The organism is Chryseobacterium sp. ON_d1, assembly GCF_006829085.1.
Lineage (GTDB): Bacteria > Bacteroidota > Bacteroidia > Flavobacteriales > Weeksellaceae > Chryseobacterium.
Genome location: NZ_BJTC01000008.1, coordinates 249967 through 263914, shown reverse-complemented (window position 1 = coordinate 263914; position 13948 = coordinate 249967). Strand labels below are relative to the sequence as shown.

The 13948-nt window shown below is 37.9% G+C and carries 11 protein-coding genes; 7 read left to right on the top strand and 4 right to left on the bottom strand.

The window, feature by feature from the left end:
- The first annotated feature begins 112 nt into the window (after positions 1–112).
- From CRS_RS14590 to CRS_RS14560, 7 genes are all read left to right on the top strand, one after another.
- Positions 113–859: a glycerophosphodiester phosphodiesterase family protein gene (locus CRS_RS14590; protein ID WP_142724750.1), complete on the top strand. Its 747-nt coding sequence runs from the start codon at positions 113–115 to the stop codon at positions 857–859.
- Positions 860–1333: 474 nt separating this feature from the next.
- Complete coding sequence (locus CRS_RS14585; RefSeq protein WP_142724749.1) at positions 1334–4297, top strand: SusC/RagA family TonB-linked outer membrane protein; 2964 nt, start codon at positions 1334–1336, stop codon at positions 4295–4297.
- Positions 4298–4308: 11 nt separating this feature from the next.
- The gene (locus CRS_RS14580) at positions 4309–5757 is read left to right on the top strand and encodes a SusD/RagB family nutrient-binding outer membrane lipoprotein (RefSeq protein ID WP_142724748.1); all 1449 of its coding nucleotides are present in this window, start codon (positions 4309–4311) and stop codon (positions 5755–5757) included.
- A 65-nt stretch (positions 5758–5822) separates the two neighbouring features.
- Entirely contained in the window at positions 5823–7385 is a 1563-nt protein-coding gene (locus CRS_RS14575; protein WP_142724775.1) for a calcineurin-like phosphoesterase C-terminal domain-containing protein, read from the top strand.
- A 287-nt stretch (positions 7386–7672) separates the two neighbouring features.
- A complete protein-coding gene (locus CRS_RS14570; RefSeq protein WP_142724747.1) occupies positions 7673–8386 on the top strand; it encodes a 3-ketoacyl-ACP reductase in 714 nt (237 codons plus the stop codon).
- A 439-nt stretch (positions 8387–8825) separates the two neighbouring features.
- Positions 8826–9653 (top strand): 50S ribosomal protein L11 methyltransferase, encoded by an 828-nt coding sequence (gene prmA, locus CRS_RS14565; protein WP_142724746.1) that lies wholly within the window; start codon positions 8826–8828, stop codon positions 9651–9653.
- Positions 9654–9675: 22 nt separating this feature from the next.
- Complete coding sequence (locus CRS_RS14560; RefSeq protein WP_142724745.1) at positions 9676–10515, top strand: SH3 domain-containing protein; 840 nt, start codon at positions 9676–9678, stop codon at positions 10513–10515.
- A 357-nt stretch (positions 10516–10872) separates the two neighbouring features.
- Here CRS_RS14560 and CRS_RS14555 read toward each other — a convergent pair whose 3' ends face one another.
- The 4 genes from CRS_RS14555 to CRS_RS14540 all read right to left on the bottom strand — a co-directional run bounded on the left by CRS_RS14555 (position 10873) and on the right by CRS_RS14540 (position 13909).
- Entirely contained in the window at positions 10873–11289 is a 417-nt protein-coding gene (locus CRS_RS14555; RefSeq protein WP_142724744.1) for an EamA family transporter, read from the bottom strand.
- Between the two features lie 127 nt (positions 11290–11416).
- Entirely contained in the window at positions 11417–11965 is a 549-nt protein-coding gene (locus tag CRS_RS14550; RefSeq protein ID WP_142724743.1) for a cysteine hydrolase family protein, read from the bottom strand.
- A gap of 4 nt (positions 11966–11969) precedes the next feature.
- Positions 11970–13250 carry an MFS transporter gene (locus CRS_RS14545; RefSeq protein ID WP_142724742.1) on the bottom strand — a complete coding sequence of 427 codons (1281 nt, stop codon included), beginning with the start codon at positions 13248–13250 and terminating at the stop codon, positions 11970–11972.
- Positions 13251–13309: 59 nt separating this feature from the next.
- The gene (locus CRS_RS14540) at positions 13310–13909 is read right to left on the bottom strand and encodes a TetR/AcrR family transcriptional regulator (protein WP_142724741.1); all 600 of its coding nucleotides are present in this window, start codon (positions 13907–13909) and stop codon (positions 13310–13312) included.
- Between the last annotated feature and the right edge of the window lie 39 nt (positions 13910–13948).

The window sequence follows — 13948 nt, the reverse complement described above, 5'->3', positions numbered from 1 at the left end:
TTGAAACAGCCACTGTTTTTAAAAATCGTTGATGTCTCTGTGGTTTCCATTTTTTAATAACTACCTTTATCCGGAAGTTTCAGAACTTTGTTTTAATAATCTAAATTATATTATGAAAAATTTTATCTTAGGGTTAGCAGTTTTAAGTACAGTTATGATGAAAGCACAAACCCAGATCATTGCCCATAGAGGATATTTCCAGACACAACCTCCTACAACAGAGAACTCACTTCAGTCATTGGAGAATGCCCAGAAATTAAAAGTATATGGGTCTGAATTTGATGTAAGAATGACCAAAGACGGCGTATTGGTGATCAATCATGATGAGCATCATGGTAATTTGGAGATTTCAGACGCAACTTTCAAAGAATTGGAAGCTGTGAAATTGTCCAATGGAGAAAGCTTCCCCACTTTAAAAGATTATTTAAAACAGGGAAAAAAAGATAAATCGTTGAAGTTAATTGTAGAGATCAAACCCGCGAAGACTCCGGAAATTGAAAATGAAATTACTCAAAAGACGATCAAAATGATCAAAGATATGAAGCTGGAATCTCAGAGTGAATTTATTTCTTTCAGCCTGAATATCTGTAAGGAAATCAAAAAATTGGCTCCTGCGTTTAAAGTACAGTATCTGAACGGAGAATTGTCTCCTGAACAGATCAAAAAAGAAGGATTGGACGGTATGGACTATCACTACAGTGTTTTCCAGAAAAATCCTACCTGGATTGCTGAAGCCAAAGCATTAGGATTGATCACCAATGCATGGACCGTTAATGATGTTGCCGTATATGATGAATTGAAGAAACAGGGAATCGGGTTTGTAACCACTAACATCCCTGAACAGTTGAAGAATAAATAATTGAATATCCTTCACAAATAGTACAGCTGAAGGACAACATATTCCCCTCCTCTGGAGGGATGTCAAAAATTCTTTGAATTTTTGACGGGGTGGTCACAACTTCCCAACACAACCATCAACAATTTAAACAGTCTGCCTCTTTTAAGGAGCAGACTGTTTCTTTTTTAGACCTAAGTACCTAATTTTAGTGATAACAGGAAAATAGAGTTTATTGATTTTGATTTATTTTACTGTAAATCAATTTATTGTGTATTTTGTGTGGTATTATCCCAAGCCAAGACAATAAAGATACACAAATACGATTGTAGAATGATATTAAAAAAACTTAATTAATTAAATATCTGTTAATTAGCTGTTTAACTAGTATTATTAAGACTGGATTAATATATGGTTTAATAAATTTTTAAGAAACGTTAAAATTGTGTTAAGATCATCCTTGTAATGTCGTTTTAATTTTGCGCAAACAAAAAGGAAATGCGTAAAGAGACACAAAAACTGTTGGTTTTGTCGCTGTTAGGATTTGTCAGCGTCAATCTTACAGCGCAGCAGAAAGCTAAAAAAGACACCGTTAAAGGACTTGACGAAGTAGTGGTTACTGCTTTGGGAATCAAAAGACATGACAGGGCTTTAGGATATGTTGCTGAGAAAGTAGAAGCCAAAACATTTGAAGAAACTCAGAATAACAACTGGGCACAGTCAATGGAAGGGAAAGTGGCAGGTCTTAAAATCCAGACTGCCGGAGCAGGGCCACTGGGAACTTCCAGGATTACTTTGAGAGGAGAAAAATCCATTATGATGGATCATAACTATGCGCTGATTGTAGTGGATGGGGTGCCATTAAGCAATTCCACCACAGGTTCCGGTACAGCTGCTTATGGAGCGGGTTCCGGCGGCGATGTTCCCATTGATCTTGGAAACGGACTGAACAGCATCAATCCCGATGATATTGAATCCGTAACGGTACTGAAAGGAGCTTCTGCAGCCGCATTATACGGATCACGGGCAGCCAACGGAGCATTGATGATCACAACCAAATCCGGTAAAACAAAAAACGGAAAACTGAGAGTAACTTTTAATTCTTCCTCAAGCTTTGATTCTGTATTAAAATGGCCGGACTGGCAGTACGAATATGGGCAGGGAACACTGGCCGTAAATAGCGCAGGAGATTTTTATTATTCCTACGGTCTTTCTCCGGACGGACCAAGTACAGGCGGTACAAGTAGTGCTTTTGGACCTAAATTTGCCGGACAGTATTATTTCCAATATGACCCTAATGTAATGGGACAAAGTAAGGAAAGACAATTGTGGAGACCTTATGAAAACAATATCAAAGGATTCTGGAGAACAGGCTCTAACTATTCAAACAGTATTTCAGTAGAAAGCTCCAATGAAAAAACAAGCTTCAGAACTTCACTTACTTACCTTAATAATGAATGGATTATGCCGAATACAGGCTTTGACAGATTTAATTTTGCCTTATCCTTTGCCCATCAGCTTACCCAAAAATTAAAAATCTCAACAAAATTTGCTTATAACACTACTACCAGTGATAATCTTCCTGCAACGGGATATAACAACCAGTCGATTTCTTATTTCATGATTTTCCAAAATCCGAATGTAGACCTTGAATGGTATAAACCTATCTGGAAACCCGGACAGGAACAGGTTGATCAGATCCATCCGTTCAGCTCTTATATTGATAACCCTTACATGATTGCTTATGAAATGCTGAACGGGGTAAGAAAGAAAACCATTACAGGAAATATCACAGCAGATTATCAGTTGAATAAAAATTTCAGCTTAATGCTGAGGTCAGGTATTGAGATCCTGAATGAAAAAAGAACCACCAAAAGGCCATGGAGCTCTGCCAACTACCTGAAAGGTTTCTACAGAGAACAGTTTATCAAAAATCAGGAATATAACAATGATCTGTTATTTTCCTACAAAGCAGATTGGAATAAACTCAGTATTTCTGCATCCGTAGGAGGAAGCATCCGTTACAATGAATACGTACTGAATGACTATCAGGCCATCGGATTGAAAACAGCAGGTGAGTACAACCTTACCAATGCGCTTTCTATTCCGGTTAAATATCCGGCACCAAGAGATAAACATGTAGACAGTGTGTACGGGTTGCTTACTCTGGGATATGACAATAAAATATTTGTGGATGTTACCGGAAGAAACGACTGGAGTTCCACACTTCCGAAGCAGAACAGATCTTTCTTTTATCCGTCAGTAAGTACCAGCTTTATTTTATCAGATATTTTCAATCTGAAAAGTAATAACCTGAATGTATGGAAACTGAGGGGCTCCTGGGCAAAAGTAGGGATAGACAGTGATCCTTATCTTCTGGATAACTATTATTCAGCAAGCAACATAACGGGAAGTGTAGTAGCACCTACAACATTTAATAATCCTTCCCTTAAACCTGAAAAAAATACAAATATAGAAGCCGGTATGGATTTCGGTCTTTTCAAAAACAGGCTGAACCTTAATTTTACGGCATATCAAAATGTCAGTGAAAACCAGATTATCCCGGTATCCCTGCCTTACGAAAGCGGATACGCCAGAAGGATAATCAATGCAGGAGAGATCCGAAACAGAGGTCTTGAGCTTTCAGCGGATATCCTGGCTGTAAAAGGTAAAAACTTCTCCTGGAAAGTTGGTGGAAACTGGTCTACCAACGAAAACAGAGTGATGACATTACCTGAAGGATTTGACGGGATTGTTTCCAATGTAGGGGATGTCGTCTTCTATAAAATGGAAGTGGGAGGCTCACTGGGAGATATGTACGGATTTAAATTACTAAGAACTCCGGACGGAAAAGTAATCTACGGTGAAAACGGACTTCCGGCAAGACCTGCAGATATTGAAAAAGTAGGAAATGCATTCCCGAAATGGAGAGCAGGTCTTCAGAATGATTTCAGAATTAAAAACTTTACGATCAGTTTCTCATTTGACGGTCAGTATGGTGGTATTGCTTATTCTCAGTCACATCATAAAATGTCTGAACAAGGTAAGCTGAAATCCACTCTTCCGGGAAGAGATAATCCTGGTGGGATAATTGTCGGAGATGGCGTTGTTCAGAATCCGGACGGAACTTTCAGCCCGAATACAAAAGGAGTACTGGTATCTTCTTATTATGGAGATTACTATAGGAGAGCCAATGTAGAAACCAACAGCTTCAGTACAGATTTTATTAAGCTGAGAGACGCAAGAATTGCCTATTCCTTCGCCAAAGAGACCATAAAATCTATCGGTCTGGATGATCTTACGATTGCCATTTTCGGAAAGAACTTATGGATGTGGACCAAGTTCCCGATGTTTGACCCCGAAGTGGCTACGCTGGATAATGCAACCATCACTCCCGGAGTGGAGATGGGACAGCTTCCAACAGCAAGAACAGTCGGTTTTCAGCTAAATCTTAAATTCTAAAATCTTTAAAAATGAAAAAAATAATCATAAATCTGACACTGGCAGTTTCTGTTTTCATGCTTCAATCCTGCGACAGAACTTTCGAGGAGTTCAATACAGATACCAGTAAGGTCAAAGACCCTTCGGTAGGAAGTCTGCTTGCTCCTATCCAATATGAAATGGGATGTTACGGGTATAACAGAGCAGACGATTTCACTTTTGATATTATGCAGATTGCTTTAGACTTTCCGAACGAAGGAAATACCTACAGCAGATATTATATGGATGAAAAAAGTGGAAACGGATACTGGAATACTTCTTACAGATGGCTTAAACAGGTAAGTGATCTCAGAAAATATGCAGCTAAAGAGCAAAATAATAATTACCTGGCCATTTCTATGGTTCTGAATGCATGGATCGCATCCAATCTTACAGATGCCTTCGGAGATATACCTTTATCTGAAGCTGTGAGGGTTGAAGAAAATATTCTGAGACCAAAATATGATAAGCAGAAAGATATCTACATCCAGCTGTTAAACGACCTGAAAACAGCCAATTCGCTATTCAATGCAACACAGGCATTAGCAGAAACCGATTTATTTTACAATGCAAATACAAACAGCCAGACAGGTATTTTAGGATGGAAAAAATTCTGTAACTCTCTTTCGTTAAGATTACTGACCAGAATTCTGAACAGAAACGGAGAAGTGAATGTATACGAAAGAATTCAGGAAATTGTCAATAATCCGGCTCAATATCCCATTTTTCAGAATAATACAGACAGTGCAGTACTTCCGCTTTCGGGAATCTCTCCCTACTTGCCGCCGATAGCCCGTCCACAGGATTTTACAGCGTACAGATCCGCAGGAGAATTCTTTGTGAATGCGATGAAAGATAATAACGATCCAAGGTTGAGTATGTTTTTTACAAAAGCCAAAGCAACATCAGGGGAAGATCTTGGCTATAAAGGAGCTCCGTCAGGGTATGCCCTGGGAACAGCTTTCAATTACCAGCCTTCCAATCTTAACCAGAACCTGGCTAAAGCTCCTTTAAAGATTTTAATTATGACGTATTCTGAAGTTCAGTTTATTCTGGCAGAATTGGTCAACAGAGGAATTATCGCAGGAAATCAGCAAACTTACTACGAAACAGGAGTGAAATCTATCATCGAGCAATGGGGAGCAACAGTTCCCGCCAATTACTTCAGTAACCCTAAAGTAGCCTATGATGGTTCTCTGGAAAAAATTATGCTTCAGAAATACATTTCCCTGTTTTTTGTTGATCATCAGCAGTGGTATGAGTACAGACGTACAAAACTGCCGGTATTGCCCAATAACGGAGGACTTCAGAACGGAGGTCAGATGCCTGTAAGATTTATGTATCCTACCACTTCAAAAGTGATGAATACCGATAACTACAATGCTGCTGTACAGTCCATGGGAGGTGATAATATCAACGTGAAAATGTGGTGGAATAAATAATCGGGGATTGAAAGATTAAAAATAATTTAAAAATTAAAAAAATGAGTATCAGTATAAAATTTTTAATGCCTTGCATGCTAATTTCAGTAATGGCGTTCTCACAAACTTCTGTTTCCGGATATGTATACGAAGACAGCAATAAAAATCAAAAGAAAGAAAACCGCGAAAAAGGAATAGAAGGAGTAGCTGTTTCAAACGGGGTTCAGGTGGTTCTTACCGATAAAAACGGAAGATACAGTCTTCCTGTTCAGGAAGATCAGACTATTTTTGTGATCAAGCCATCAGGGTATCAGACTGCTTTAAACGCAAACAATCTTCCACAATTCTATTATCACCATAAACCCAAAGGTTCTCCTGCAGATTTTAAATACAAAGGAGTCGCTCCTACAGGAGAACTTCCCAAAGAACTGAACTTCCCGCTTTATCAGCAAAAAGAAGATAAAACCTTTGATATTCTTGTTTTCGGAGATCCGCAGCCTTACACTGAAAAAGAGCTGGATTATTTCAAACGGGGAATTGTAAACGAAGTGAAGAATACCAGGGAAAATGCAGTATTGGGGATAAGTCTTGGAGATCTGGTAGGAGACAACCTAAGCCTTCAGAAACCTTATGCAGACGTTATGAAAGAAGTAGGATTGCCCTGGTACAATGTGATGGGAAATCATGACATGAACTATGATGCAAAAGAAGACCGTCTTTCCGATGAAACGTTTGAATCTAATTTTGGTCCGGCCAATTATTCCTTCAATTATGGTAATGTACACTTTATCATTCTGGATGATATTCTTTATCCGGATCCGAGAGATGGTAAAGGATATTGGGGAGGATTCCGTGATGACCAGCTTCAGTTTATTGAAAACGACCTGAAACTGGTCGATAAAAATAAACTGATCGTCATCTCTTTCCATATTCCTTTAGAACATAATAATGAAGACAGTTTCAGAAATGCGGACCGTCAGAAATTATTTGATTTTCTGAATCCTTTCCAGAATGTATTGTTGCTGTCAGCACATACCCACATCCAGCAGCAGATTTTCTACGGCAAAAAAGCAGGATGGAATGGGATCAAAGAATTACACGAATATAACGTAGGAACCACTTGTGGCGACTGGTATTCAGGAACACCGGATGATGCAGGACTTCCTACTTCAACGATGAGAGACGGAACGGCAAAAGGATATTCTTTTATCAGTTTTACAGACAATCAGTATAAAGTAAAATACAAAACAGCCGGAAAGCCGGATGATTATCAGATTAAATTATATGTTCCCAAAGTGATCCCTGCATCAAGAACTTCTGCAAAAGTATTGGCCAATTTCTTTATGGGAAGTAAGAAAGATAGGGTGGTATACAGAATAGACGGCGGAAAATGGGAAGAAATGGAGTACGATGAAACTATCGATCCGAATTTTGCGCTTTCCGTTTTCAAATGGGATACCACAGAGAAAATTTTTCCAGGAAGAAGACCTTCCAATCCTGAAATGTCAAAGCACATCTGGGAAGCCGATTTTCCTAAAAAACTATCATTGGGAAAACATAAAGTTGAGGTAAAGGCTGTTGATATGTATGGAAATGAATTCTCTGCTTCAGAAGAGTTTGAAGTGCAGAATCCGGTTCAGATTCCTTAAGCTTTTTATTTTTTTTACTATACCTTTTTTAGATTTTGAAACCGGTTCTCATGAGCCGGTTTTAATTTTAATCTGAAACTCATGAAAACCACAAAAAAAAATTAGTATTTTGAACATTTGAAAGCTGTAAATGGCTTTTTATATTTAGAGTTTATAACTTAAAAAACGTAGGTGTTTAAAAACCTTCTGTGACTTTTGTGGTTGAATAAAATATAAGTTAAATCCATGTTTTCACTGCTTCGTAAAAATGTTCTTTCGTAACTTTGTATCAAGAAAAGTATATTACTATGAATATAAACGGAAAAAATGCCATCGTAACAGGTGGCGGAAGAGGATTAGGTAAAGCTGTAGCATTAGCTCTGGCGAATGAAGGAGTAAACGTTGCCATTACAGGAAGAAATGAGGAAAACCTTAAAATGACGGTTGAAGAAATCAAAAAATCAGGAGTAAACTCAGCATACGCCGTATTTTCTGTAGACAATGAAATTCAGGTAAAAGCTGGAATAGAATCTTTAGCAGAACAATTGGGAGGAATTGACATACTGATCAACAATGCAGGTATCGGAGACTTCGGAAGCATTGAAGAAATGCCTTCCGAAACATGGGAGCAGGTGATTAAAACCAATTTTTTCGGAGTGTACTATGCAGCCAAAGCAGCTCACCCATTCATGAAAGCTAAAGGTGAGGGAGATATCGTTAACGTAGCCTCTACAGCAGGTTTGAAAGGCGGACCAAATATGTCTGCATACGCCGCTTCAAAAGCAGCAGTAGTATCTTTATCACAATCGATGATGGCAGAATGGAGAAAACAGAACATCCGTGTGATCACTCTGACTCCAAGTACCATTGCTTCTGATATGAGCATCCAGGGAGGACTTACAGACGGAAATCCTGATAAAGTATTACAGCCGGAAGATTTTGCAGAATGGGTAAGAGATATCCTGAAAATGAACAGAAGAGCGCTGATCGCGAATGGTTCCATTTTCTCTACAAATCCTTAAAAATTAAAATTCAAAGTTCAGGGTTTAAAGTTGTGAGAAGGATTTTTCCTTTATCCTGAATAACAAAATTCAATAGGAGCGGGCTTTAGCCCGCTTTATTTTTTACAGTTTATTGTATGGCTTTACCCAAAACTTAGAATTTTTAGTCTTTCAAAAAACAATCCTAAAATTTATTTTCAAGTTTTTTTATAGGTTTTGGCTAAAGCCAATGGCATTGTATTGATTTGAAGACAGGCTAAAGCCCGCCTCTATTGAATATGATCATCTATCTGTATCATCCGTGGGAAAAATTACGCAATAAACTTTCCCATCGCATTTATTCAATAAGATTAGCTTTCATTCATTCAAAAAAATATAAAAATCCCCGGTTTCAGCCAAAAGTTACTCCATCATTTTTTTAACCGTAATAACATTAGTATTTTTGCAGCAAATTAGTCACATGCAAAATTATTTAGAATTCAATTTCAAAATTTCTCCATTACAACCCTGGAATGAGATTTTAATGGCAGAGCTTATAGAAATAGGTTTTGACAGCTTTACAGAAGAAATTGACGGAATTTTAGGATATATCCAGACAGATTTGTTTAACGAAGATCAGCTGAAGGCTCTTCCGATCTTTGAAAATGAAAACGTAAAAATCGAATATTCCTTCGAGGAAATGCCAAATATCAACTGGAACGAAGAATGGGAAAAGAATTTCTCTCCTATCAATATCGATGATAAAGTATTGATCAGAGCAGAGTTTCATGAATCTGTACCGGGAATGCATGAAATTATTATCCAGCCTAAAATGTCTTTCGGAACGGGACATCATCCTACCACCCACCTGATGATCCAGCAGATGATGGATATTGATTTCCATGGTAAAAAAGTATTGGATATGGGATGCGGAACTTCTGTATTGGCCATTTATGCAAAACAGCAGGGAGCGGGAGATACAAAAGCCATTGATATTGATGAATGGTCAGTGGAAAACTCAAAAGAAAATGCAGTAAGAAATAATGTAGAACTGGATATTGAACAGGGAACTGCTGAAAACTTAGGAAACGATAACTATGATATTATTCTGGCGAATATCAATAGAAATATCCTTATTTCAGATATCCCGGCTTATGTTTCAGTTTTGAATGCCGGAGGGAAATTATTGCTTTCAGGATTATGTTTCTTTGATGTAGATGACATTCTGGAAGTATGTAAAGAAAATGGGCTTGAACTGAAAAAACAACTGCAGCGTGAAGAGTGGGTAAGTCTTCTGCTTGAAAAATAAGACACAAAAACAAAATACCAATATGAAAACTTTTTGGACAGCTTTATTGTTACTGATGCTGCAGTTTTTTGCCGCTCAGGAAAATGAAGCTTATGCAGATGGAATCTTTGGCTTCGAAGAAAATAAAACACAGAAGATCTTTACAGATTGGACCCGCGTGAGATCAGATCCCGGAGTGAATGCTCAGATTGTAGACTCACTTCAGACCAATCAGCAGATTATGATTATTAAAAAAGAAGCAGCAATTCTTAAATTAGGAGAAAGAGCCGCGAACTGGTATAAAATATCTTATCAGAAAGGTGAGAATACCTTGGAAGGATACGTCTGGGGCGGTAACCTTTGTGTAGGATACCGTAACAAAAACGGATATGATTTCCTTTTCGGACTTTCCAAAACCATTGACAGAAAGAACAAAGAATTTAATGAGACTGAAAAGCAGAACATTGCCGGAATCAAAGTAATGGAAGAAAATATACTTATTGATGAGGTGTATTTTGATACCGGAAAAGGTGAGGAGCTTAGCTTTGGATCTTTCAATATAGAAAGCAACCACAAATTGCAAAATGTTGAATTCACTCTTAAAGCCGGAGTTTCTGGTGAAGCTTGTGGAATTGCCGGCTATGATCAGTATGTTCTTTTTAAAGATAAAAAACTGATTGCTCTTCCACAGTTAATGAATGTTGGTGATGCTGGTGCTTTTTATCACAGTGAGGAATTTGTTTTTCCGAATGATAAAGGAGGGATTCCCAATGCATTTATTTTAAAAGTTGAAGATATGGAAGTAGATGATAAAGACAGGGAAAAGAAAAAATACTCTTCCAAAACCTATCTCTGGAACGGAAGTTCTTATAAACTGAAGTAATCCAACTTATTCTTAATATATAAACCGCTGTAAGGACAGCGGTTTTCTTTTTTAAGAGAATTAAATGTAATATAAAATAGGATTGGAACAAGCCAATCCTATCCAAACATGATTAAGTGTATAGTTGAGCCATTAATGGCTGCAGGGAATCAAAGTGCACAAAAATATTTTTATTGATTCTTAACCAATGTTTTACATACTAATTAAGCTAACTCAATGACCTCTCGGTTACGTTGATAATATAAAAGTAGTATGTACTGTTCTTTCAATAAGTAAAATTTGTGCTGACCCGGCAAAATAAACAGTTGAAACGGTATTTTAAACCAATGAAATGATAAAGGTGTGATCTGTTTTTCGTTATTCAAAAATTAAGAGTACCGTACCTGCGATGATCAATAGTGCTCCTATCGCTGTCTTCAGTGTGAGCGACTCTCCGAGAAATAAAACAGAAAGTACAATAGTCAATGCTACGCTTAATTTATCTACCGGAGCAACCTGGGTCACCTTTCCGATTTGAAGGGCCTTAAAATAAAATATCCATGAAAGCCCTGTTGCCACTCCGGAAATGGCAATGTAGATAAGATTATGCCTAGAAAGTGCCGGGATCCCTTTGTATTCACTCCGTGCAAAAACAATTCCCCAGGCGACCAGTAAAATAATAACACTTCTTATGGCCGTTGCCAGATTGGAGTTGACGCCAGTGATTCCAACCTTAGCAAAAATAGCAGTCAGTGAAGCAAAAAAAGCTGAAAGAATTGCATATACCCACCACATATTTTTAAAATTTTAAAAATTATTATCTGTATTATTGGTAAGCCACTCCATTCTCTAATGATTGTTTTCGTATTGCTTACTTAAAGATAATCATAATAAGCGATAAAATGATTGTATTGTTTCTTATTTATTTCATCCAGTCACTTAGAGTGATAACATCGGCTTGTCTGGGGAAAATTTTATTCATCAGTACGCTGTGGACCTCTTCGTCACCATCTTTACAGCAATCACCAATTACAGTAAGCTGATAATCCTTATCTGCAGCCTCTCTTATTGTAGATAAAACAACTCCGCTTGTTGATACACCTGTTAATATCAGATGTTGAATGTCCAGTCCACGCAGAACAACTTCAAGGTCACTTCCTGTAAAGGCACTGAATCTTTTTTTAGCAATAACAATATCATGTTCTTCAGGAGTAAGTTCCGGATGGATTGTTGCCCATTCTTTCATGTCAATATCTGCCATGCGTGGCTTTATAGCCGAAAAGGCTTTATTGTTCTCACTGATCTCCGGCATTCCCTGTCTGAAGCTTACGGTGATGTAAATAACGGGAATCTGATGGTTTTTGGCGGCTTTAATAGCCTCTTTAATGTTAGATACCAATTCTTGTGTATCAGGTAAGTTACTTAATATTGATGACTGCATATCCATCACCAATAGGGCTGTTTTTTCCATTGTATTATATTTTATTGATAAATTGTTCTTCAGATTCTTCTAATAACTCCTCGTTGACTGCTTTTGTTTTATTCTTTTTAAATAATAAATTCCAAAATACGGTAGCAATTACAATTCCTGCAATTCCTTCCAGCAATAAGGTTCTGGGAGCACCTATTCTTTCTGAAACAAACCCGATCAGTACACTTCCCAAAGGCAGCATTCCGAATATAGCGGTTAGCAGGATACTTATTGCTCTTGAACGCATTTCTGGGATGACCTCAGATTGCACAATAATATTACAGGTGGTAAATTGTGCGACTCCTCCCAATCCTGTTAGCGCAGCAAAGAACATAGACCAGTAAAAGTTTGTGGTATATGAAAAAAGGATCAGTCCGATACTCAGGATAATTGTACTCAGGATAAGGATATTCCTCATGGACGCTCCTTTTTTTAACGAAGCCAGAAACACTGTTCCTAGAACGGCCCCGATACCAATGAAACTTGAGATATAGCCGAACGTTTTAGCATCACCTTGAAAAATCTCCTTTGCATAAACCGGAATTAAAGTGTCATAAGGTAAGATCAGTAATCCTGTAATACTCAGCATAATGATCACCAGACTGATGGAAGGTTCTTTTTTAAGATACCTGAAGCCTTCTGCCAGTTCTGTAAAAGTTCCTTTTTGGGTCGGCTTTTTCGGAATGATGGTTATCTTCATCAGGGAAATGGAAACCATTACTGCTGCAAAGCTGGCAGCATTGATCAGAAAACATGCTCCAGCTCCGAATTTCTGAAGGATAATTCCCGATAGGGCAGGACCTGCTAATTTTGCGATACTCGCCATTGCCGCACTCAGTGAAAGCGCGCTCGGAAGATCTTCATCATCTGTTACCACTTCATTGATCATTGCCTGGCGTGCCGGAACATCATAAGCATTAATGATGCCCAGAAAGACACTTAATATAATAAAACTCCAGATATTCTGGTGTCCGGTCATTACCAGAAACGCCAGCAGAGATGCCTGAATCAATGATAGAATCTGGGTGATCTGTATAATTTTGTACCGGTTATAACGGTCTGCTGCCACCCCTCCGAAAGCTGAAAATAAAAAAGACGGAAACTGCTCCGCAAAAATGGTCAGCCCCAGCATAAATGCAGACTGCGTCATACTGTATACAACCCATACTACTGCTGTACGCTGCATCCATGTTCCAAACTGCGATACAGAACGTCCAAAAAAGTACAACGTATAATTCGTACTTCTAAACGCCCGGAATGTACTGATGTTACTTAATTTGTTCATGTGTTGAAATAAACTTTTTGACACATTGTGTTAAAGTGTCAAAATTTAAATAAAAAATTTTAACTTATATGTTTAATAACCATTGATGTCAGAGTGGTTACTGTAGTATTTAAATTTTCAAAACTGCTTTTTAAACCCATTTCACGCCTTATACCTCTGATACTGCTCTGCAGAATAAAAATAATGGTTTCCTGTTCTTCAGGAGAGACTGCCGGGATTTCACGGCTGCTGATACTTATTGAAAATAAATTGAGCAAAAGGCTTTTCTCTGCCTCCATCATTCGGTTGTGGGCATCGGTAATGTGCTTTGATTTTTCTTCATTATCCATTCCTGCTTCTATAGCTCTGAAGAATGAAGATCTTTCTTCTGATGTTTTAATTTTAGAAAGGCAAAACTCCTCAATTTTTCCTTCGAATGTGTTTCTTTTCTTCATGTTGGCATCAATCTCTGAAATAACTTCCCTGATCAGATTGGCCAGAACAGCCTGGAAAACTTCCTCACGGTTTTTATAATAATAGTAAATGGACGTTCTGCTTTTGCCAACCGCTTTGGAAATATCATCCATCGTTACTTTCTTCAAACCATACTTCAGATACAGTCCTGAAGCGGTTTCCAGGATTTGCTGCGAAAGTTGATCTTGTTCGGTTTGAGATGACATTGTCTGAAATATGGATACAAAAATACAACATTTTGACAA